The organism is Methylobacterium phyllostachyos (assembly GCF_900103445.1).
GTDB classification, from domain to species: Bacteria; Pseudomonadota; Alphaproteobacteria; order Rhizobiales; family Beijerinckiaceae; genus Methylobacterium; species Methylobacterium phyllostachyos.
In genome coordinates, this window is sequence record NZ_FNHS01000010.1 from 122,772 (window position 1) to 144,535 (window position 21,764).

21 protein-coding genes are annotated in these 21,764 nt (G+C 71.2%); 9 read left to right on the forward strand and 12 right to left on the reverse strand.

The genetic code is table 11. From position 1 onward, the window contains the following. Window positions 1-11 precede the first annotated feature (11 nt). Window positions 12-749 (reverse strand): pyrimidine utilization protein B, encoded by a 738-nt coding sequence (gene rutB / locus BLQ49_RS17200; RefSeq protein ID WP_091717806.1) that lies wholly within the window; start codon window positions 747-749, stop codon window positions 12-14. Continuing rightward, window positions 749-1,840: a pyrimidine utilization protein A gene (gene rutA, locus BLQ49_RS17205; RefSeq protein WP_091717808.1), complete on the reverse strand. Its 1,092-nt coding sequence runs from the start codon at window positions 1,838-1,840 to the stop codon at window positions 749-751. Before rutA ends, rutB begins: the two co-directional genes overlap by 1 nt. 516 nt (window positions 1,841-2,356) lie before the next feature. Here rutA and BLQ49_RS17210 point away from each other — a divergent pair. Next, window positions 2,357-2,770, forward strand: coding sequence for a DUF4864 domain-containing protein (locus BLQ49_RS17210; RefSeq protein ID WP_091718058.1), 414 nt, complete (start codon window positions 2,357-2,359; stop codon window positions 2,768-2,770). A gap of 51 nt (window positions 2,771-2,821) precedes the next feature. Here the strand turns inward: BLQ49_RS17210 and BLQ49_RS17215 are convergent, their stop codons facing one another. Continuing rightward, window positions 2,822-3,202 (reverse strand): hypothetical protein, encoded by a 381-nt coding sequence (locus BLQ49_RS17215; RefSeq protein WP_091717810.1) that lies wholly within the window; start codon window positions 3,200-3,202, stop codon window positions 2,822-2,824. A 215-nt stretch (window positions 3,203-3,417) separates the two neighbouring features. On the opposite strand from BLQ49_RS17215, the gene thrC reads away from it, so the two are divergent. The 7 genes from thrC (at window position 3,418) to BLQ49_RS17250 (ending at window position 13,886) form a co-directional block, all read left to right on the forward strand. After that, a complete protein-coding gene (thrC, locus tag BLQ49_RS17220) occupies window positions 3,418-4,830 on the forward strand; it encodes a threonine synthase (protein WP_091717811.1) in 1,413 nt (470 codons plus the stop codon). 238 nt (window positions 4,831-5,068) lie between these two features. After that, window positions 5,069-6,364: a M16 family metallopeptidase gene (locus BLQ49_RS17225; RefSeq protein ID WP_091717813.1), complete on the forward strand. Its 1,296-nt coding sequence runs from the start codon at window positions 5,069-5,071 to the stop codon at window positions 6,362-6,364. A gap of 289 nt (window positions 6,365-6,653) precedes the next feature. After that, window positions 6,654-9,536 (forward strand): EAL domain-containing protein, encoded by a 2,883-nt coding sequence (locus tag BLQ49_RS17230; protein ID WP_091717815.1) that lies wholly within the window; start codon window positions 6,654-6,656, stop codon window positions 9,534-9,536. A gap of 77 nt (window positions 9,537-9,613) precedes the next feature. Continuing rightward, on the forward strand, window positions 9,614-10,024 hold the full coding sequence (locus BLQ49_RS17235; protein ID WP_091717817.1) for a globin family protein: 411 nt from the start codon (window positions 9,614-9,616) through the stop codon (window positions 10,022-10,024). 91 nt (window positions 10,025-10,115) lie between these two features. Next, complete coding sequence (locus BLQ49_RS17240; RefSeq protein ID WP_091717819.1) at window positions 10,116-10,523, forward strand: hypothetical protein; 408 nt, start codon at window positions 10,116-10,118, stop codon at window positions 10,521-10,523. Between the two features lie 62 nt (window positions 10,524-10,585). Next, window positions 10,586-11,506 (forward strand): ferredoxin reductase domain-containing protein, encoded by a 921-nt coding sequence (locus BLQ49_RS17245; RefSeq protein WP_091717821.1) that lies wholly within the window; start codon window positions 10,586-10,588, stop codon window positions 11,504-11,506. Window positions 11,507-12,299: 793 nt separating this feature from the next. Next, entirely contained in the window at window positions 12,300-13,886 is a 1,587-nt protein-coding gene (locus tag BLQ49_RS17250; RefSeq protein WP_244507655.1) for a methyl-accepting chemotaxis protein, read from the forward strand. Window positions 13,887-13,935: 49 nt separating this feature from the next. On the opposite strand, the gene BLQ49_RS17255 is transcribed toward BLQ49_RS17250, so the two are convergent. The 4 genes from BLQ49_RS17255 to BLQ49_RS17270 form a co-directional block, all read right to left on the reverse strand. Further along, window positions 13,936-14,637 carry an HWE histidine kinase domain-containing protein gene (locus tag BLQ49_RS17255; RefSeq protein ID WP_091717825.1) on the reverse strand — a complete coding sequence of 234 codons (702 nt, stop codon included), beginning with the start codon at window positions 14,635-14,637 and terminating at the stop codon, window positions 13,936-13,938. Window positions 14,638-14,693: 56 nt separating this feature from the next. Further along, window positions 14,694-15,434 carry a Crp/Fnr family transcriptional regulator gene (locus tag BLQ49_RS17260; RefSeq protein WP_091717827.1) on the reverse strand — a complete coding sequence of 247 codons (741 nt, stop codon included), beginning with the start codon at window positions 15,432-15,434 and terminating at the stop codon, window positions 14,694-14,696. Between the two features lie 248 nt (window positions 15,435-15,682). After that, window positions 15,683-16,489, reverse strand: a complete 807-nt coding sequence (locus tag BLQ49_RS17265) for a COG3904 family protein (RefSeq protein ID WP_244507641.1) — start codon at window positions 16,487-16,489, stop codon at window positions 15,683-15,685. A gap of 84 nt (window positions 16,490-16,573) precedes the next feature. Continuing rightward, window positions 16,574-16,861 carry a hypothetical protein gene (locus BLQ49_RS17270; RefSeq protein ID WP_091717829.1) on the reverse strand — a complete coding sequence of 96 codons (288 nt, stop codon included), beginning with the start codon at window positions 16,859-16,861 and terminating at the stop codon, window positions 16,574-16,576. Between the two features lie 332 nt (window positions 16,862-17,193). Between BLQ49_RS17270 and BLQ49_RS17275 the strand changes: the two genes are divergently transcribed. Continuing rightward, the gene (locus BLQ49_RS17275) at window positions 17,194-18,213 is read left to right on the forward strand and encodes a zinc-dependent alcohol dehydrogenase family protein (protein ID WP_091717831.1); all 1,020 of its coding nucleotides are present in this window, start codon (window positions 17,194-17,196) and stop codon (window positions 18,211-18,213) included. Window positions 18,214-18,291: 78 nt separating this feature from the next. Here BLQ49_RS17275 and BLQ49_RS17280 read toward each other — a convergent pair whose 3' ends face one another. From BLQ49_RS17280 to BLQ49_RS17300, 5 genes are all read right to left on the reverse strand, one after another. Then, entirely contained in the window at window positions 18,292-18,543 is a 252-nt protein-coding gene (locus tag BLQ49_RS17280; protein WP_091717833.1) for a YjiS-like domain-containing protein, read from the reverse strand. A gap of 117 nt (window positions 18,544-18,660) precedes the next feature. Next, window positions 18,661-19,398, reverse strand: coding sequence for a helix-turn-helix transcriptional regulator (locus BLQ49_RS30045; RefSeq protein ID WP_091717835.1), 738 nt, complete (start codon window positions 19,396-19,398; stop codon window positions 18,661-18,663). Between the two features lie 277 nt (window positions 19,399-19,675). Continuing rightward, complete coding sequence (locus BLQ49_RS17290; protein ID WP_091717837.1) at window positions 19,676-20,443, reverse strand: anti-sigma factor family protein; 768 nt, start codon at window positions 20,441-20,443, stop codon at window positions 19,676-19,678. Further along, window positions 20,443-21,030: a sigma-70 family RNA polymerase sigma factor gene (locus BLQ49_RS17295; RefSeq protein WP_091718060.1), complete on the reverse strand. Its 588-nt coding sequence runs from the start codon at window positions 21,028-21,030 to the stop codon at window positions 20,443-20,445. Before BLQ49_RS17295 ends, BLQ49_RS17290 begins: the two co-directional genes overlap by 1 nt. A 301-nt stretch (window positions 21,031-21,331) precedes the next feature. Beyond that, window positions 21,332-21,598 (reverse strand): GCG_CRPN prefix-to-repeats domain-containing protein, encoded by a 267-nt coding sequence (locus tag BLQ49_RS17300; protein WP_091717839.1) that lies wholly within the window; start codon window positions 21,596-21,598, stop codon window positions 21,332-21,334. Between the last annotated feature and the right edge of the window lie 166 nt (window positions 21,599-21,764).

Below are 21,764 nucleotides of genomic sequence, written 5' to 3' on the forward strand. Positions count from 1 at the left end.
CGGCGGGTGATCTACGCGGCTGCGGTGCAGGTCTGTGCGCCGAGCGCCGCCTCGAACGAGGAGACGTCCGAGACCCAGCCGAAGAAGGTCTCGATGTTGGCGAGCGCCCCGTGGTGCAGGCTCTCCGGCCCCGCCTGATGCGTGGCATCCGCCAGCACGATGCCGAAATACTCGCGGTGGAATCCGTCCCGCAGGGTCGATTCCACGCAGACATTGGTGGCGATGCCGGTGAAGACCAGCGTGTTGATCCCCCGGGCGCGCAGCATGCTGTCGAGGGGCGTGTTGTAGAAGCCGCTGTAGCGCGGCTTGCCGATCGTCAGGTCGCCCGGCTCGGGCTTCAGGGCATCGACCAGCGCGTAGTCCCACGAGCCCTTGGCGAGGAGCCGCGCGTTCATCTCCGGATGCCGCCGCATGGTCTTGAGGGCGTTGGACTTGTGCCAGTTCGGCGAGCCCGGGCCGCCCGCCTCGACGTAGTCCGGATCCCAGCCGTTCTGGAACCACAGGATCTTGATGCCGGCCGCCCGCGCCGCCGCTACGGCCCGGACGATCTGCGCGATCACCGGGCCGGTGCCCGATATGTCGAAACCCGCGATGTCGAGGTAGCCGCCCGGGCTCGCATAGGCGTTCTGCACGTCCACCACGATCAACACCGTGGCGGCGGGGTCGAAGGCGATCGGCTCGGGCCGGGCCGGCAGGACGGTGCTGCCGTGGCGGCCTTGCGGATCGCGGTATCCGGCGGGGGCGTCCATCAGGCGACCTCCGCCAGCGGTGCGGCGACGTGCCGGCGACTGCGCATCAGCGGCTGGATCCGGGTGCCGAAGGCATCGAGACCCTTGAGAAAATCGTCGAACACCAGCAGCACGCCCTCCACCCCGTCGATGGTCATGATCGCGTCGAGCATCGCCGCCACGCTGGCGTAGCTGCCGACCAATGTGCCCATGTTGAGGTTCACCGCCGAGGCGGGGTCCGCAAGCTGGCGCACGTTGGTGTCGCCGCCGGACTTGGTGTCGGCCGCGCCCTGGAGGCCGAGCCACGCGATCGCCTCGGCATCGGCCCCCGCCTGGTAATGCGCCCAGGTAGCCATCGCGGCGGCGTCGGTCTCGTCGGCGACGATCATGAACAGGGCGTAGCAGGTCACCCGCCGGCCGGTCTTGGCGCGGGCCTCCGCGAGCTTTTCCACCACGGGGGCGAAGGCGGTCGGCGTGTTGAGGCCTTTCCCCAAGCAGAAATTGTAGTCGGCGTATTGCGCCGTGAAGGCGAGACCCGCCCCGCTCTGGCCGGCGCAGATGATCTTCATCGGCGCCTGCGGCCGGGGGCTCAGCCGGCAATCGTTCATCTGGAAATACGTGCCCTTGAGGTCGCTGGCCCCGGTCTCCCACAGCTCGCGCAGAATCTGAGCATATTCCGACAAGTAGTCGTACCGGTTGGCGAAATGCGCGTCGCCGGGCCACAGGCCCATCTGGTCGTATTCCGGTTTCTGCCAGCCGGTGACGAGGTTCACGCCGAAGCGCCCATCCGAGATCGAGTCGATGGTCGCCGCCATGCGGGCGACGATGGCCGGCGGCAGACACAGGGTCGCCGCGGTGGCGAACAGCTTGATCCGGGTGGTGACGGCGGCGAGCCCCGCCATCAGGGTGAAGGATTCGAGGTTGTGGTCCCAGAACTCGGTCTTGCCGCCGAAGCCGCGCAGCTTGATCATCGACAGGGCGAAGTCGAGCCCGTAACCCTCGGCCTTCAGGGTGATCTGTTTATTCAGCGCGAAGCTCGGGCGGTACTGCGGGGCGTTCTCCGAGATCAGCCAGCCGTTGTTGCCGATGGGGATGAACACCCCGACGCTCATGGCGGGCGATCCGCTCGGGGCCTCCCGGGCGGGATTCTCCGGGGCCGCAGGTCCCGCACCGGCCTCGCTCTGCGTCATCGGTCTGCACTCCACGCGGCTTCGGGCCTGAGGGAGCCGCGTCTGCCGAAGGGTTGCAAAACCGGGCTGGACGGTCAAACCCGCGGCGGTGCTTTGGCGGAAAAATGCCGTTCTTTTCAGCGGCTTGCACAATCGAAGCGCGATCTGTGCCCAGTGCATTCGCGCCGCGGCAGATGGGCCGCGGCAAACCAGCGCTTCAGTCCTGCGCTTCATCCGCGCGGGGCCTGGGTGGGTTGCAGGTTCCTGTCGCGAAACAGGCGACCCTTTCTCGAAGCCTGTTCAGGCGTGCGGCATGTCGCAGGGACGAAAACAGGTTTCACGCGGCCAGCTGGCGACACATCGCCTTGAGGTGGCGCGCCCCGATTGTCGCCGGCGGCCTGGAGACCATCTTCAAAGGGTGATGACGAATATCGGATCCGTCCAGCTGGAGTGACCTCGATGCGCGCGTTACCCGTCCTCGTCCTCGTCCTCGGCCTCGCGGGACCGGCGGCGGCCGACGACGCCGCCCGCGTGGCGGCCCAGGCCACGATCACCCGGCAGGTCGAGGCGTTCGGGCGCGACGACGCGCCGGCCGCCTACGCCCAGGCGGCTCCGGCGATCCGCGAACTCTTCCCGAACGCCGACCTGTTCATCGGCATGGTCCGCACCCAGTACCGTCCCGTCTACCGGCACCGCAGCTTCGTGTTCGGCGCGGGCCGGGACACCGGCGAGGCCAGCGTGGTCCAGTCTGTGGCGATCCAGGACGAGTACGGCGTCGACTGGACCGCCGAGTACAGCCTCGTCCGGGACGCGGACGGGCAGTGGCGCATCACCGGCTGCCGCCTGATCAAGGCGCCAGGGACAAACGCCTGAAGCACGAACGCCTGAAAGGCCCGCCGCCTTTGGGGCGGCGGGCCCGCGGCATCACCGGGGTTCCGACTTCAGCGTCGCGAGCTTGTCGAGCATCTGCAGGGTGATGTCGGCGCAGGCCTTCGTCGTGTCGTCGTCGGCGCATTTCACGTCGATGCGGGCATCGCCGCGCTCGAGGATGAAATGCGCGCCCTTCGGCGGCGGCGGCGGCGGCGGCGGCGGGCCGTCGGGGCCGCGCTGCGGGCCGCCGGGCGGGGGCGGCGGCGGCGCGTCGGCACCCGGGCCGCGGCGCGGACCGCCCGGGGGCGGCGGAGGCGGTGCGCCGGCCTCGGGGCCGGGCCGCGGCCCGCCGGGCGGCGGAGGCGGCGTCTGCGCGAACGCCACGGTGCCGGACAGCAGGGCCGCGACGCCCGCGAGGGCGATGATTCGGGTCATGTCGGCTCTCTTCGAGGAGGGATCGACCCCGCCGGCAGATCGCCGTCGGGTCGGCCGATTCATGGGCTGTCACCGCCGAACCGGCCCTGAACCGCCCCGTTCAGCTTCGGTTAAACCAGCCGCCCCGCCCTGCGGGCAGACCGGCCGCGCGGCTTTGGGCTTTCGACAGGCCCGCCGGCATCGTGTAGAGGGGGCGCCTTCCCTCGGAGGACCCCGTGCTCCACGTCTCGACCCGCGGCGAGGCCGCGCCGCTCTCGTTCTCGGACGCCCTGCTGGCGGGGCTTGCCCGCGACGGCGGGCTCTACGTGCCGCAGACCTGGCCGCAGATCGCGCCTGCGGAGATCGCCGCCCTCGCCGGCCGGCCCTACGCCGAGGCCGCCAAGCGCGTCCTGCGCCCGCTGATCGACGGCGACGTCGCCGGCCCGGACCTCGACCGGATGATCGACGGGGCCTACGCGACGTTCCGCCACCCGGCGGTCTGCCCGCTGACCCAGCTCGACGACAACCTGTTCCTGCTGGAACTCTTCCACGGGCCGACGCTCGCCTTCAAGGACGTGGCGATGCAGCTGCTCGGGCGGCTGATGGACCACGTGCTGACCCAGCGCGGCACCCGCGCCACCATCGTGGGCGCGACCTCGGGCGATACAGGCTCGGCCGCCGTCGAGGCGTTCGGCGGGCTCGACCGGGTCGACGTGTTCATCCTCTATCCCCACGGGCGGGTCTCGGAGGTGCAGCGCCGGCAGATGACCTCGGTGCCGGCGCAGAACGTCCATGCGCTCGCCGTCGACGGCACGTTCGACGATTGCCAGAATCTCGTCAAAGCCCTGTTCCAGCACGCCGATTTCGCCGATGCGGTGCGGCTGTCGGGCGTCAACTCGATCAATTGGGCCCGGGTGGCCGCGCAGGCGGTCTACTACTTCACCAGCGCGGTGGCGTTGGGTTCGCCGCACCGGCCGGTCTCCTTCGCGGTACCGACCGGCAATTTCGGCGACGTGCTTGCCGGCTGGGTCGCCAAGCAGATGGGCCTGCCGGTCGGGCGACTGATGATCGGCACCAATGCCAACGACATCCTCGTGCGGACCCTGGAGCACGGCGCCTACGAGCTGCGCGGCGTGGTGCCCACCACCTCGCCCTCCATGGACATCCAGATTTCTTCGAATTTCGAGCGTCTGCTGTTCGAGGCGCTGGGGCGCGACGCCTCCGCCCTGTCGCGGCTGATGGCCGGGCTGAAGCAGTCCGGCGGCTTCTCCCTGAGCCCCGAGGTGCTGGCGACGGTCCGCGCGGAGTTCGACGCCGTCGCGGTGCCGGAGCCCGACGTGATGGAAGAGATCGCCCTCACCCAGGCGGCCACCGGCGTGGTGCTCGATCCCCACAGCGCCATCGGCGTGCGGGCCGGGCGGCGGCTCCTGGAGCAGGATCCCGCGACCCCGGTCGTGGCGCTGGGCACCGCGCATCCGGCAAAATTCCCGGACGCGGTCGCGAAGGCCACCGGCGGCCTGCGCCCGCCCCTGCCCCCGCACCTCGCCGACCTGATGGACCGGCCCGAGCGCCTGACCCGGGTGGCCAACGATCAGGCCGCCCTGGAAAGTCTCATCCGCGAGCGCGCCCGCATCACGCGAGGGGCTTGAGTTTGCCGCGGGTGGCACGCCGCTCCCCCTCCCCCCTTTGCGGGGGAGGGTGGCCCGCGAAGCGGGTCGGGAGAGGGGAGCGACGGTGCAAGATAAAGTTGTGGCCTTCAAACCTGCTGCCCATTTTCCTGGAACGGCGCTCCCCTCTCCCGACCCCTGCTGACGCAGGGGCCACCCTCCCCCGCAAAGGGGGGAGGGATTCCGCGCCCGATCCGGCCCCCTCCGCGACGAGCCGTCGATGAACCAGCATTTCTCCACCCACGCCGCCTCGCCGTCGCTGCGCACCACGCGGCTTCCCAACGGCGTCACGGTGGTCACCGAGCCGATGCCGGGCGTGGCCACCGCCAGCCTCGGGGTCTGGGTCGGGGCCGGCTCGCGCAACGAGCGCGCCGACGAGGCCGGGCTGTCCCACCTCATCGAGCACATGGCGTTCAAGGGCACCCGCACCCGCTCGGCGCAGAAGATCGCGGAAGAGATCGAGAATGTCGGCGGCGAGATCAACGCCGCGACCTCGACCGAGGGGACGAGCTACACCGCCCGGGTGCTCGGCGAGGATGCGGACCTCGCCCTCGACGTGATCGGCGACATCCTCACCGATTCGGTGTTCGACGCGGGCGAGCTCGCCCGGGAGAAGGGCGTGATCCTCCAGGAATACGCCGCCGTCGAGGACACCCCCGACGACGTGGTCTACGACGCCTTCACGGAGGCCGCCTTCCCGGACCAGCCGGTCGGCCGGCCGATCCTCGGGCGCCCCGAGACGATCCGGAGCTTCGACGAGGCCGGGATCCGCGCCTATCTCGACCGGGAATACACGCCGGACCGCATCGTCGTGGCGGGCGCCGGAGCGGTGACCCACGAGGCGATCGTGGCGGCGGCCGAGCGCCATTTCGGCGCCCTCCCCGCCAAGTCCGCGCCCCAAGCGGTGCCGGGCGCCTATGGCGGCGGCGAGCGGCGGATGCCGCGCAAGCTCGAACAGGCCAACGTGGTGATCGGCCTACCGGGCCTCTCCTTCCGGGACGAGCGCTACTACGCGCTGCACATGTTCGCGCAGGTGCTGGGCGGCGGCCTGACCTCGCGGCTGTGGCAGGAGGTGCGCGAGACCCGCGGCCTCGCCTACGAGATCCAGGCCTTCCACTGGCCGTTCTCGGATTGCGGCCTGTTCGGCATCGGCGCCGGCACCGCCGGGGCGGACCTGCCCGAACTCGTCGACGTGACGCTCGCCGCGACCGCCCGGGCGGCCCGCGACCTCGACACCGTCGAGATCGCCCGCGCCAAGGCGCAGCTCAAGGTGTCGCTGCTCTCGGCGCTGGAGACGCCGGGCGGCCGGATCGAACGCAACGCCCGCCAGATTCTGGCCTGGGGCCGGGTCATCCCCGCCGGGGAGGTGATCGCCAAGGTCGACGCGGTCACCGTGGAGGACGTCCGCGCCGCCGCCGCCGCGATGCTCAAGGGCACGCCGACGCTGGCGGCGATCGGCCCGATCCGCAAGCTGCCGAGCCTCGCCACGATCGCGGGCGCGCTCCAGGGGGCCTGAGAGCCGGTCCTGGTTTCGAAAGGGCGCGCCCTTTCGCGGGTCCAGGGCAGAGCCCTGGTGCTGGACCTCGTCCGGTATCGGGCTTCGCCTGATCTCAGGGCTCTGCCCTGAGGACCCGCCAAAGGGCACGGCCCTTTGGAAACCCGGGATCGTCGGTCAAACCGGCTCTGGATCGTGCCGCGAAATGGCCGCCGCAACTTGATTTGGCCGCAAAAGGGCGCGATCCGCTCGATCGAGGCCGCCGGGGCGGCTGACGCCGCTTCTCGCACGGCCGGACACCAAGACACCCTTGCGCATCCTCGCCCTCCTCCTGACCCTGGTCGGCGGTCTCGTCGGTGCCCTCGCCTTCAGCGCGCCCGCCTGGGCCGTGGAGGCGGTGCGCGTCACCCTCGACGCCCCGGTGATCGACCTGACCGGCGCGATCGAGCGCTACCGCTCGGACGGCGACCTGATCCAGATCTCCACGGCGCCCGGCAAGGACGGGATCGTGCGCCGCATCGTCGTGAAGGCGCGCGATGCCGGCGCCCGGCCCGACTGGATCGTGTTCGCGCTCACAAACGACACCGACGAGCAGATCGACCGCATCCTCGTCGCCCCGCATTTCCGGCTGGTCGATTCCGGGGTGATCTGGCCCGATCTCGGCGGCTCGCGGATCGCCGCCATCACGGCGAGCCAGGGCATCCGGCCCGAGCGCGACGAGAACCCGGAGGCCGACCAGTTCACGATCACGCTGGATCCCGGCACCACCGTCACCTACGTGGCCGAATTGCGCGGCGCCAACATCCCCCAGCTGCACCTCTGGGATCAGGATGCCTACCGCCGGAAATCCGCCGGCCTGACCCTCTACAAGGGCATCATCATCGGGATCAGCGGGTTGCTGGCCCTGTTCCTGACCATCGTGTTCGTGGTCAAGGGCGCGATCATCTTCCCTGCCGCCGCCGCGCTCGCCTGGTCGGTGCTCGCCTATGCCTGCATCGATTTCGGCTTCCTGCAGCGGGTCTTCCCGGTCACCGAGCTGGCCGAGCGGGTCTACCGGGCCTCCGCCGAGGCGGTGCTCGGGGCAACGCTGCTGGTCTTCCTGTTCGCCTACCTGAACCTCGCCCGCTGGCACGTGCGCTACAGCCACGTGGCGTTCTTCTGGCTCGCCTTCCTGGCGGGTCTCGTGGGGCTCGCGGTGTTCGATCCGCCGGTGGCGGCGGGGGTGGCGCGCATCTCCATCGCGGCGGTGGCCGGCATCGGCCTGCTGCTGATCCTCTACCTCGCGGTCCATAACGGCTACGACCGGGCGATCCTGCTGGTGCCGACCTGGCTGCTGCTGGTCGTCTGGGTGGCGGCGGCGGGCTTCGCGGTCACCGGCCAGATCGGCAGCGACCTCGTGCAGCCGGCCCTGATCGGCGGCCTCGTGCTGATCGTGATGCTGATCGGCTTCACGGTGCTCCAGCACGCCTTCGCGGGGGGCGGCCTCAGCCACGCGCTGGTCTCCGACACCGAGCGCCGGGCGCTGGCGCTGACGGGGGCCGGCGACGTGGTGTTCGACTGGGACGTGCCGGCCGACCGGGTCTTCGTCGGCCCGGAGATCGAGGCCCAGCTCGGCCTCGCCCGGGGCACCCTGGAGGGGCCGGCGACCAACTGGCTCGGCGCCCTCCACCCGTTCGACGTGGAGCGCTACTCGGCGGCCCTCGACACGGTGATCGAGGAGCGGCGCGGCCGCATCGTCCACGATTTCCGCCTCCGCTCGGAGGCCGGCACCTTCTTCTGGTACCGGCTGAAGGCGCGGCCGGTGATCGGCGCCGACGGCGAGGTGATCCGCGTGGTCGGCACGATCGCGGACGTCACCGAGATCAAGACCGCCGAGGAGCGCCTGCTCCACGACGCGGTGCACGACAGCCTGACCGGCCTGCCGAACCGCGAATTGTTCGGCGACCGCCTCGACGCGGCCCTCGCCTTCGCCAGCCAGGATCCGCGCCTCAAGCCCACCGTGATCGTGCTCGACGTCGACCGGTTCAAGGGCATCAACGACGCGATCGGCCTCTCGGCGGGCGACTCGATCCTGCTGACCCTCTCGCGCCGCCTCGGCCGCCTGCTGCGGCCGCAGGACACGCTCGCTCGGGTGGCGGGCGACGAGTTCGCGGTGATCCTGGTCTCGGAGCGCGAGCCCGACCGGATCCTGGCCTTCGCCGAGATGATCCGCCGGGCGATCGCCACCCCGATCACCTACGCCGACCGGGAGATTTTTTTGACCGTCTCGATCGGCCTCGCCCTCTACGAGGCCGGCGCCAACCTGAAGCGCGACGAGGTGTTCAAGAGCGCCGAGATCGCCATGATCCAGGCCAAGCGCAACGGCGGCGACCGGATCGAGGTGTTCCGCGCCCATATGCGCACCGACCGCTCGGACCGGCTGATGCTGGAGAGCGACCTGCGCAAGGCGATCGAGCGCAACGAGATGAAGGTGCTGTTCCTGCCGGTGGTGCGGCTGGAAGACCGCACCGTGGCGGGGTTCGAGACGGTCTTGCGCTGGGACCACCCGAAACTCGGGCGCATCCCCGCCTCGACCTTCCTGCCGCTCGCCGAGGAGAGCGGCTTCATCGTCAATCTCGGCATCTTCGCCCTGGAACGCACGGCGCTGGAACTCGCGGCGTGGCAGCGCTCCCTGGAGGTCGAGCCGCCGATCTTCGCGGCCTGCAACCTGTCCTCGCGCCAGCTCCTGCGCCACGACCTCCTGCACGACGTGAAGACCGTGATGGCCCGCTCCGGCGCCCTGCCCGGCTCGCTCAAGCTGGAATTCAGCGAGAGCCTCGTGATGGAGAACCCGGAATACGCCGCCCAGATGCTGGCGCGGATCCACGACCTCGGGGCGGGCCTGTGCCTGTCGGATTTCGGCACCGGCTACTCGGCGCTGTCGTATCTCCAGCGCTTCCCGTTCGACACGATCAAGGTCGACGCGACCTTCGTGCGCCAGATCGGCACCGGCCAGACCGCGATCCTGCGCTCGATCGTGCGCATGGCGAGCGAGCTGAACCTCGCCATCGTGGCGGAGGGCTGCGAATCGGAGGCCGACGCCCAGGCGCTCGCCGGGCTCGGCTGCGAATATGCCCTCGGCCCGGCCTTCGGCGAGCCGATGACCCTGCTGCAGGCTCGTCAGATCGTCGGCGCCGCGCCGGAAGCCGCCTGATACCAACCTAGATTGGTTCTTGAGCGTGTGGGCCGGGTGTAACCTGCCGGGGTGGAGATTCCCTGGCAGGTGCTGCGATGACCCCCGAACAGATCAAGCTGGTGCAGGACAGCTTTGCGAAGGTGCGGCCGATCGCCGGGACGGCGGCCGACCTGTTCTATGGCCGCTTGTTCGAGATCGCCCCGCAGGTGCGCCCCCTCTTCCCCGACGACATGGCCGAGCAGAAGAAGAAGCTGATGGCGATGCTGGGGCTGGCGGTGGCCAATCTCAACCACCCGGACACGGTGGTGCCGGCGCTCCAGGATCTCGGGCGCAAGCACATCGCCTACGGCACGCAGGCTGCCCATTACGCGCCGGTGGGCGAAGCCCTGCTCTGGACCCTGGAACAGGGGCTGGGGCCGGATTTCACCCCGGAGGTGCGCGAGGCGTGGGTCGAGACCTATACGCTCGTCGCCGGGGTGATGAAGGAGGCTGCGGCGGCGGCGTGAGTCGCGCAGTGATTTAAGCCCACCTTAACCATGTCCGCGCAAGCTCCTGTTGATGGATGGGCGCGCCGGCGCCCGGCATGGGGATGGGCGGATGGCCGAGGCGGCACGGCGTTATCAGCAGGCAGGCAGCTCGGATCTCTTGCGCCGCCTGATGGCCCGGCCGGTCCGGCTGGACCCGCAGGCCCGGACCCGGCTGCCCCTGCCCGGCCGTGACTTGCCCGGCCGTGACTTGCCCGGTCACGACCTCCAGCGCGCCGACGAGCCCGAGACAGGGCCCGGCGAAGACCTCTTTGACGATGCGGAGGACGCCGACGCCATCGCCCGCCTCGAGACCGAGCTTCAGGTGATGAAGGCGGTGCTTCGCGCCCAGCGGCAGGAGGTCGAATCGCTGCGGGCGCAGCGCCAGCTCCTCACCGAATCCGCCGCCAGCGACGATGTCCGCGCGACCCGCGAGCGCTGGGCGGCTCTGGTCGATTCGCTCCTGATCCGTGCCCCGTGAACCCGCCCTCCCTCGTGAACCCACCTTCGGTGAGCCCTCTCCAGACCACGCGGGGTAAGGCCATGGGCGCGCGCTGCTCGCTCGTCGTCAACGGCCGGTCGGTGCGCGTCTCGACCGGCGACACGCCCCTGGAGGCGGCGCTGGCCGAGGGCATGATCGCACCCGTCCAGGCGCAGGCCGGCACGCCGCTGGCCAGCCAGGGCGCGGCGCGTCCCGCCCGCCGTCCACCGGCCCACCGGGCCCGGCCCGAGGCTCTGCGGCCGAGCCTGCCGGGTGCCCCGATCCAGGGGCAGGAGGAGGCGCCGCCGATCCCGGTCGCCCTCCGCAAGGGCACCGTCACGGAGATCCGCCGGCTCAGCCCCGGCATCGTCGAGGTCGTGGCCACCCTGACCAAGCGCCCGACCCTGGAGCCCGGCCATCAGGCCCGGGTGACCTTCGCGGGACTGCCCACCCTGACGCTGGCCCCGACCCTGCGGGTCGATGGCGCCGCCGAGATCAACGAGGCGGTGTTCCACATCCCCCGCGATCCCGAGGGCGGTCCGGTCGACACGATCCGCCTCGACCAGCCCGTGCGCCTCAAGGGGCCGGTGGGACGGGGGCAGTACCGCCCCGGGGGCGGCCGCCTCGTTCTGGTGGCGGCCGGCGCCGGCTTCGGCGCGATCTGGGCGATCGCCCGGGCGGCCCGCTACATTGAGCCCGCCCGCGAGATGGCGCTCGCCGTCGGTGCCCGGGACGCGCTGGACCTCTACATGCGCGAGAGCCTGGACTGGCTGCGCCGCACCGGCGTCGCCCGGATCGTGCTCTGCGCCGACCGCGGCGGCCAGCGCCCGCCGGACGTGCGCTCCGGCCCGCTGACCGCCCATCTGCCGAGCCTGCGCGCCACCGACGTGGTCCATGTGGCGGGCGACGTCTCCACCGTGGGCGCCGTGCAGGTGCTCGCCGCTTCCGTGAGCGCGCGCTGCTACCCGATCGTGCTGGACTGAGCACGGGAGGGGACCCGGCGGGCCCCCGCCGGCGTCCCGGCGCGGGCAGCCCTGCTCATGTCCTGCGTCCGTTGAAGGTTTGGTCGCGAGACCGGCGGCCCCGTTTGTGGAACCGGCTTCGCCGCCCCGGGGCGTCCAGTCCGGTCCGCAGCCCGAACGCAGCGCCTCGCGGATCGTCCCGTTCATCGAAAGCCGGACGCGGCGGGGCGCGAGCGCGCAGAGCCGCGTTCCTGAATCCCGGCCCCGAAGCCCGGCATCGCGTCGCTCCGCGGATCCGTCACGGGCGAGCCGCCCCGGCATGGGGGGCGCGGCCTCCGGAGCATCCCCGAACCGCTGGATGCCGGCTTTCGCAGCACGATGACGCGAAACCAAGGCCCTGGAGCATCGTTCCGGGTCCGGGGGCGATACCCCAGAGGGTGTGTTCGCCAGGCTGGAACCGAGCGGTATCCCGGTCCGTCGGACAGGATTTCGCTCCAAGTCAGAGCAAGGCGGATAAGATGGTTCTCGTTTATCCGTAGATGTGAATCAAATAAATTGACGGCCGTTGCAGTCGTCGTGTCATGTATGTTGGTGATTTGCGAATCGGTACGCGTATAGTTTCGAGAAAGCGTTGCCTTTTGCCGAAATTCTGAGAAGTCTCTCCTCCCTGGTGAATCTGCGGTTGGGCAGGGGGTGATCGAGTATGCGATTTCTGAGAGATGCCAGATTGGCCGTGAAGATATCCGCGCCCATTCTGATTATGCTGATGGCGATCACATTCCTTGTGACGTATTCACTAAGCGAATTTGATATGATGGAAAAGCGAGACCAGTATCTGGTCGATTATTATTTTGTGCGGTTGGAGGCCTTTTCGCAGGTCCGGGAGCGGTTCCTCGAAGCGGCGCTCATGAACCGCAACATCGTCATCGGCCAGCCGGAGAGCGACATCCAGGACTTCCGGACGCGGTACGATGAGGCCGTCAAAGCCGTCGCCGACAGCATCGCGACCCTGGCCGCGGGATCGCGCCGCAAGGAGATCCGCGACATCCAGCTCGAGATCGGCAAGTTGGCGCGGGACTATTTCGATCTGCTCGACCGCTCCAACGCCCTCGCCCTCCGGGACGACCGGGCGGCGGCGATCCAGGTCGGCCTCGTCGCGGGCCGCGAGATCCGGGCGCGCTTCGACAAGGTCTCGCGGGATTACGAGGCGCTGGCGCGTGCCCGCCTCAACGAGGCGAAGGCCGCCTCGCAGCGCGAGGCCGAGGAGGCCCACACCGTGCTGATCGGCTCCGCCCTGGCGAGCCTGCTCGCCGCCCTGGGCCTCTCCGCCGTGATCGTCGTGTTCGGCGTCGCGCGGCCGCTTCAGCGCCTCGTCGCCGTGCTGCAGCGGATGGCGAAGGGCGATGTCGATGCCACTATCCCGGAGGCGCGGCGCGGGGACGAGATCGGGATCGTCGGTCGCGCGGTCGAGGAGATCAAGGCCATGGTCGCCCGCAACGCCGCCGCGGAGGCCGAGCTCAGGCGGCAGGCGGAAGCCGCCGCCTCCGTCGAGCGCAGGCGCAACAGGATGGAGCTGGCCCGGACCTTCGAGGAGGCGGTGGCCGGGATCGTGGAGCGTGTCTCGTCGTCCGCGGGCGAACTCCAGAAGACCGCCCACCAGATGACCACGACGGCCCAGGAGACGGCCAGCCAGTCCGGCACGGTGGCGAGCGCGGCCGAGGAGGCTGCGGCCAACATCAACACCGTCGCGGCCTCGGTCGAGGAACTCGGCAGCTCCATCCAGGAGATCGGCCGCCAGGCGAGCGGCTCCTCGCAGCTCGCCCAACAGGCGGTCGGCGAGGCCGACCAGACGGCCGGCCTCGTGTCCGAGCTGAAGGATGCGGTCTCCGAGATCGGCGACGTGGTCCGGCTGATCTCGTCCATCGCGGAACAGACCAACCTCCTGGCGCTCAACGCCACCATCGAGGCCGCGCGTGCCGGTGAGGCCGGTCGTGGCTTCGCGGTCGTGGCGGGCGAGGTAAAGGCCCTGGCCGAGAAGACCGCCCGGGCGACCGACGGCATCGCCGAGCAGATCGGGCGGATCCAGGGCGTCACCGGCGCGGCGGTCGGGGCGATCGGCACGATCATCGAGCGGATCCGCGAGATCAACGGGGTGGCGGTCGCGACCGCGGCGGCCGTGGAGGAGCAGGACGCCGCAACCCGGGAGATCGTGCGCGGCGTCGCCCATGCGACGCAGGGGGCCGCGGAGGTGACCGGCAACATCGCCGGTGTGGCCATGGCCTCGGAACGGACGGAGGCCGCGGCCGATCACGTGCTCACGGCCGCCACGGCCCTGTCGCGTCAGTCCGAGCGGCTCGCCGCGGAGGTCGACCGCTTCCTGGTCAGCATCCGCGCCGCCTGAGGACTGCGCGGCACGCGAGCCGGGAGAGCGTCGTGCCCCCCGGGGAGCCTTACGGGAGCTCGGCCTCCTCGGGCACGCGGCGCCCGATCCGGGCGGTGAGCGGCAGCCGGACCGTGCAGCGCAGCCCGTCCGGCGCATAGGTCAGGCTGGCCTGCGCGCCGAGATCGTAGGCCAGCATGTCCTCGATCACGTCCGTGCCGAAGCCGCGCCGGGCCGGCGGCCGCACCCCGCAGCCGCCGGTCTCGATCCAGTCGAGGGTCAGGACCGGCGTCGCCGCCTCTGCCTCCGCGATCTGCCAAGCCACGGCGATCCGCCCCTGCGACAGCGCCAGGGACCCGTGCTCCACCGCGTTGCTCGTCAGCTCGTGCAGTGCGAGCCCCAGGACCAAGGCGGCCCGCGGCCGCAGCCGGACCCGCGGGCCGGTGAGCGTCGCCTGCTCGCCCTCGCGCACGAGGTGGAACATCAGCTCGTCCGAGATCAAGGTGTGCAGGTCCGCGTCGCCGAACGTGTCGGTGGCGGCCTGGACCCGCGCGATGGCCCCGAACCGCCCGTCGAGATGGGCGACGTAGGTCTCGACATCGGCGGAGGACTCGGCCGACCGGTGCAGGACCGTCCGCATCATCGCCATCGTGTTGCGCATCCCGTGGCGCAGGCTGTCGGGCATCCCGCCTTCGTCCAGCAGCCGGCGCAGGCGGGCATTGTCGGCCTCCAGGGCGGCGAGGCGCTCGGCGGGATCGCGCGGGTCTGTCATGCCGGATCTCTCGGGAACGCTCCAACAGGGCTCAATCGTGCCGCGGCGGGCACGGTTCACGCATGCTGGGCGACGGCGCGGCCGACCTGCTCCGTGATGTGGAGATAGGCGCTGTCGAAATGCCCGAGCCGGGCGAGCGCGGCCGGATCGTGGATGGTCAGGCGCCGGCTGCGCAGGGTGATCAGCCCCATGCCGCGCAGCTCCTGCAGCGTGCGGTTGATGTGCACGCTGGTCTGCCCCATGGCGTCGCCGAGGTCGTTCTGGGTGATCGGCATGGGGCATGTGTTGCCCTCCGTGAGGCCGATCGCCGCCAGCCGCGCGTGTAATTCGCAGAACAGGTGGGCGAGGCGCTCGATCCCGGTGCGACTGCCGAGGCTGATCGTCCACTCGCGCTGGACCGCCGCGGTGGCGAGCGCCTCCCGGTGGAAGGCGAGTTCGAGCTGCGGGCTGCGAGCGGTCATCGCCTGCAGTGCCGGGCCGGAGATCTGGCCCAGAAGGACGGGCGTGATCGCGCCGATCGTGTGGTCCATATCGTCCAGGAGGAAGATGTGCGGGTCGCAGGGGTCGCCGGGCAGGAGGAACGAGACGATCTGCCGGCGCCCGTTGATGAATTGCCGGTAGCGGCAGGCCCACCCGTCCAGGATGACGTTGACGGTGCGCGGATCGTCGCCCTCATGGATGATGTCGGTTCGCGCGGCGACCATCCGCCCTGGGCCGACGGCGTCGATCAAGCACAACCGGTCCGCCTCCGAGAGCCGGGTGTAGCATTCTAGCTTGCGCACGAGCGGATTTGACACGGCTGCTTCTCCGCACCGGCTTGGAGGCGGAGAATACATTGAGATCGATCAAATAAATACTTATCCAGATTAGATTTTTCTGACGTATGAAACCAAGCTAGACCGTAGAGTGGTCTTTCCCGGTCGGGACGTGAGTTCGGCGCATGGGCGCGTGGGACCGCAGGGACTCGGAAGCCCGAGCCGATGGCGGCGCGATCGGGCCGGGCTCCGGCCTGCCCTCCGACGATCCGTGCCGGCGCTACCCGGTCTCACTGGGCGTGGTGATACCGCTGACATGCCTCGCGTGGCGCTCCGCCGACCCCGCCATCATCCCGGGACCTGGGCGCGGCTTCGGGGCTCGCGAGCGCTGCCCGCTGCAGGGTCGCGCCGCCTGTCCCGCGGGGGACCGGATCCGTCGCACCGACGATGTCGGTCACGATCCCGGCTGCGCAGAGCTGCGCCGCGTCGGGGATCCAGATGCCCGCCGGAGGCACCGCCAGGGCCCGCGCCACGAAGGCCGGCGGCAGGCCGGCGGCCCGGTAGGCCGCCCGTTCCGCTGCGGCATCCACCGGCCGCGGCTTGCCGTGCGCCCCGATCACGTAGGGGGCGTGGAAGCCGAGCCGGCCGTCGGCCGCGATCAGGCGCGTCCGCCCGCGGACGAAGATCAGCGTGCAGGCCGACGCGCAGGCATCGGGCACCGACGTGGCAAGCCCCCGCGCCGCCACCAGCGCCCCGATCGCCGCGCCCTCCTCCACGAGGCCGCCGTCGCTGGTGAGGTCCAGGCGCTCGATCTCCGGATGGGCGGCGAGGAGGCGGCTCACCCGCGCGGCCACGCCCGCCGTGAGGTCGCCCACGAGCTGCAATGCCCGGCCGTCCGGCGCGACCGTGAGCCGGGCCGGGATCTCCGGCTCGTCCGCCATGGAGATCGCGCCGCGGCTGGCCGCAACGGAACCGGCCGCCGCCGGGCAGGCGGCGGCGTGCATCAGGACAGGGACGAGCGCCAGGGCGAGGAGGCGCGCGCGCCTCCCCGTCCGGCGCCCCCACCGGCGGGTGGAGGGCGACGTGACAGCCGGCATGGCAGCGTTCCAAGAGAAGCGATGAGACAGACGCGGGGAGGCGCACTCCGCGGGGGCGCGGTCGGCGCGGCCGGATGGCGCAGCCTACTGGAGGTAGGCGACGAACATCTCGGATACGGCCCGGGACGCGTAGGCCGCGGGGCTCTCGCCCCAGCGCACCGGGAAGGCCTCCGCCACCCGGCGGCCAGCGAGGATCCCGGCCACCTCGTCGGGCATCAGCCCGTCGTCGAGGGCGCTCGCGAGGGCGGCGCGTTCGTGGGAGGGATGGGAGCGGACGCTCCGGGACAGGGGGCCGCCGAGGGCGGCGGGATCGACGCGCGCGATGGCGCTCAGGTCGGAATACGGAGGTGGGGAAACGCTATAGGTCTGCATCGCTGGTCGCCTTCCATGTCGGGTGTTGTGCGGTCTCCTCGGTTCGGACGCGGCAACACGGCAGACAGGGCGACATCGTCGGGGCGGTCCGATTGACGCTGGCGATCACGGCAAACCTCCATTCGGCTCTGCATCGACGGGCTCACTCTAGCCCTCAAAACCGAGAAGAGGCTGCCAATTTGATGCGGCCGCGCAGCGGAGCGTATGCGCCGAACCCGTGCTCGGGAGCAGAAGCTGCGCTCGCGGCCGGCTCGCGCGTCTCGACGCGGGGCGCGGGGCCTGCCACGATCGGCCCTCCGGGCGGCCAGGGCCGCCGGACGCACAGGTGCCGCATGACCGCATCGAGATCCCGGGCCGTGATCGTCCAGCCGGGGGGCGGCTTCAACGCGATCGGGTTCGCTGAGCGGCCGGTCCCGGAGCCCGGCCCCGGCGCGATCACCGTCCGCCTGCGGGCGAGCTCCCTGAATTATCACGACTACGCCGTGGTCAGCGGCCTATGGGGGCCGAGCGAGCCGCGCATCCCGATGTCCGACGGCGCCGGCGAGGTCGAGGCCGTGGGACCCGGCCCGGCGGAGTTTGCGGTGGGTGACCGGGTGGTCAGCACGTTCTTCCCGGGCTGGCTGGAGGGCACCCCGCAGGTCGAGGGCTTCGCCACCGTGCCGGGCGACGGGATCGACGGCTACGCGCGGGAGCGCGTCACCGCGCCGGCCACCGCCTTCACCCGCGCTCCCTGGGGCTGGGACCATGCCGAGGCGGCGACCCTCACCACCGCCGGCCTGACCGCATGGCGGGCGCTCCACGCCGATGCCGGCCTCAAGGGCGGCGACGTGGTGCTCGTCCAGGGCACCGGCGGCGTCTCGGTGTTCGCCCTGCAATTCGCCAAGGCCGCGGGCGCCACGGTGATCGCCACCTCCTCCAGCGACGCGAAGCTGGAGCGGCTGCGCGGGCTCGGGGCCGACCACGTCATCAACTACCGCACCGATCCGGCCTGGGGCGAGACCGCCCGGCGGCTGACCGGCGGGCGCGGCGTCGATCACGTCCTCGACGTCGGCGGTCCGGGGACGCTGGAGCAGTCCATGGCGGCCGTGCGGGTCGCCGGCCATATCTCGGTGATCGGCATCCTGTCGGGGGTGGCGGGGGAGCTGCCCCTGGTCCCGGCACTCCTGAAACAGATTCGCCTGCAGGGCGTGCTGGTCGGCAGCCGCCGCCACCAGATCGAGATGGTCCGCGGCATCGAGGCCTGCGGGCTCAAGCCGGTCGTCGATAGCCGCTACCCCCTCGACGACCTCGTCGCGGCATTCCGCCATCAGGAGAGCAACCGCCACTTCGGCAAGATCTGCCTCGAGATCTGAGGCGGTCCGAGCCGTGGGGCTCGGCTCCTGCGCTTGGGCCCGTGCTCGGCTCCCGTGCTTGGGCCCGTGCTTGGCGGCTCAGCGGAGGGCGGCCCCGAGGGGCCCGGGCAGCAGGACCGGCCAGGGCGCCTCCGTCTTGAACTCCGTCTTGAACTCCGTCTTGGGCTCCGGGTCGGGCCTCCGGGTCAGGTCGGTCTGGCAGAAATCCTGTAGCGTGCGCCGGTCCAGGCCGATATCGCGCAGCATATCGTCGTCGAGCGCCGACAGGACCTGGTAGTTCCGCGCTGCGGCGCGCCGCCGCCGGGCGGATCTCAGGAGCGAGAGGATCATGATCCAGCTTCCTCTGGCCAAATGATCTGTGGATCATCCACGATCGACTGGCAGAGCATCGCCGTATCTGAGTCTATTCGCATCACCTGTTCTGATTATCGCGCAGAGATATTATCGCTATACCGTGTTGATCCGACCGGAGCCGGTCCTGATATCGGCGGGTCCGGTGCCGAGCCCATGCCGCGCCAGGCTCCCTTGCGACGCGCCGTCTCGCGCCGGGCCGGCCTCCGATGCGGCGATCGGGTGCGGGCAGAGCAGGAGCAGGCGCATCAGCTCTGCTTGGCGGCGCGTACCGGTTTTCTCGAAGATCCGGCGCAGATGCACGCGCGCCGTGTTCAGGGTGATCCCACGCCGCGCCGCGCTCGCCGCCAGGTCGTTCCCGGCCAGGATGTCGCGGGCCAGGGCCGCCTCGGCGGGGGTGAAGCCGAACTGGTCCTGCAGAACCTGCACCTCCGGCAGCCGGGTCGTCGCCGGGTCGGTGAAGCGCAGGAGCATGGCGCCCTCGGCGATCGGGCAGGCGGCGACCAGCAGCGTGCCGCCGGCGCTTGCGAGGCGCGCGGAGCCGCCGCTGCGGCTGGCGGAACACCGGGCGATGAGCCCGCGCAGGGTCGCGCTATCCGTGCCCGTGGCGCCGCGCAGGATGCCGTGCTCCAGGCGCAGCAGCCCCCGGGCAACGGCGGCCTGGGCGGCGCGATTCAGGAAATAGGCCCGCCCGCACCCGTCCGTGACCGCCAGCCCCTGCTCGAGATGATCGATCAGCAGCTGGAGCGCCGCCTCGACGCGGACCGGGTCGGTTCCGGGGGGCTCGGATCCCTCACCGGCGGTCCGGATATTCCGCTCCACGCTGGCGCTCACGGGCGGCTCCTGATCGGGGACGACCCCCTCAAGAACCGCGCGGCGGGGATCGTTATTCCCGGCGGCCCACGTTCGGGACGATGCATGAGCCTTTCGATCGCGGGATCTGCACGTCGATCACGGGATTCCAAAGGGCAAGCCCTTTGGTGGGGCGCCAGGGCGAAGCCTTGGTGTCTCGGGCTTGCGCCCGACGATCGGGCAACGCCCGACAGCAGGACCCTGCCCCGCACCCGCGAAAGGGCTCGCCCTTTCGAAACCGGGACCTCGGGATGCGGCCCTATCCCGGACGGCCGGTCCGGGACCGGAACAGGTCGGCGAAGCGCCGCATATCCCGGGTGTTGAGGTCCGAGACCGCCCAGTAGGTGAGATCGCCCTGGGTCCAGCGCTCGATCGTCGAGCCGTCCCGGCGCTCCTCGTCCGTCGGCGCGTCGCCGGAGGCCGGAACCACCGTGACGCTGATCACGTGGCGGTCGCGGCGGTAGACGAGGGTCGGGACCGGCGACCCGGCGACGATGTCGACCCGGCCGCCGACCAGCGGAAACCCCTGCTCGGCGAGGTCGGGCGCATCGGGGGCGATGGTGGTGCGACCGTTGAACCAGGGCTTGACCACGTGCCCGTCCGCGGAAGCGATGTCGAAGGGCTGCGGCGCCGCGAGGCCGCGCAGATGGCCGGCGAGCACGGCCGTGCGGAGCATCGCGTCCTCCGGGCGATCCTGGTAGACGGCACCGCCGCCGATCGCGGCGCCGCCGGCGAGGCCGAGGAGCAGCGTCGCGGCCAGCGCCTGCCAGGATCCCAGCCAGCCACGCCGCGTCGCCGGGTCGGCGAAGCCGATCCGGCCGATCACGTGCCCGCGCAGGTTCTCGGGGACCGGAACCTGCGCCAGCGTCTCCCGCAGGGCCCCCGAGAGGCCGCGCAGGCGCTCGGCCGTATCGCGCAGCCCGGGCTCGGCTGCGAGCCGCCGCTCCATGGCGAGAACCTCGCCGGGGGACAGCTCCCCGTCGGCATAGGCGCTGAGGAGCAGGAGGGTTTCGTCGTCGCCGCTCATCACCGGTCCTTCGCCAGCAGGGCCAGGAGATGCTGCCGGGCCCGGCCGAGGCGCGACATCACGGTTCCGATCGGGACCCCCGTCACCTCGGCGATCTCCCGGTAGCTGAGGCCATGGTATTCCCGCAGGACCAGGGTCTCCCGGAAGGCGACCGGCAGGGCGTCGATCGCCCGGGCGAGCTGCCCCGCATCGTCGCGGGCGATCAGCGCGGCCTCGGGGGTCTCCGGCGCCTGGATCAGGACGCCCCCGGTCTCCAGGGCGGTGCGGGCATCGGCGGCGAGATCCTCGGCGAAGATCACGGCCCGCGGCCGATGCCGCTGCAGCCAGGAATAGCCCGTGTTCCGGACGATGGTCAGGAACCAAGCCCGGGCGTTGCCCTCCGCAAAACCCTCGATCCCCCGGTAGGCGCGCAGACACGCCTCCTGCATCACGTCCTCGGCGTCGGTCGGATTGCCGGTGAGCCAGTGCGCGAGCCGATAGCCCTCGTCCAGGCGCGGCAGCACGAGCTGGCTGAAGCGGGCCCGCGCCAGGGTCGAAGGGGCGGTCGAAGGGGTCGTCGAAGGGGCCGTCGCGGTGACGCCCGTCATGGTCGCCGCCATGGCGGGCGATCGGCCCCGGCGGGCCGTCCGCTGCGACGCGCACCGATCGCCCGGGAGGGGCTGTGGGAGGCCATGCGGGCTCCATCCTGCAGCTCTGTGCCACAGACCGGAACCGCCGAGCGGCGCGGTTTATTCCCGGGCCGGTTCACGCCGCCGTGCCGCACAGCGTCGTGCGTCATCCCGGAAGCCGGATATCGCCTTTCGGGATGCTGCGCCGGGTGGGTGTCCTCCGCCGGACCTTGCGGGCGGGGCAGAGGACACGGCGACCCGGATCAGATCCCGGTGCGCCTCAGTAGCGGCAGACGCGCCGGGGCCCGAACGGGGTCGGGCGGAAGACGCAGCGCGGGCCGTAGAAGCGCGGACGGCGGTAGATCGGCCGGCAGCGGCCGTAGGGGCCGGGCGCCCAGCCGGGGCCGCAGCCGAAGGCCACGGTGCTGACCGCCGCGGGACCCGCGAGCGTCTCGGCGGCTGCGGGCGTCAGCGCCGCCGCATTGGCGCAGGCGAGACCGAGGCCGCCGACGACGGAAGCGGCGGCCGCGAGCATCTTCAGGTGCATCAGATCACCCCTTCTGTTCGGACTCGCGCCGGGCCGGTGCGCGATCCGAACACGTTGGTCACCGGGGCCTGAATAGGGGCTGACCTGGACCGTCATGGTCTGGAAACAAGCAGTTCGGTGCGTCTGCACGCGGCGCGGCCCGCGCTCCGCCCCCGCCGCACGGGGC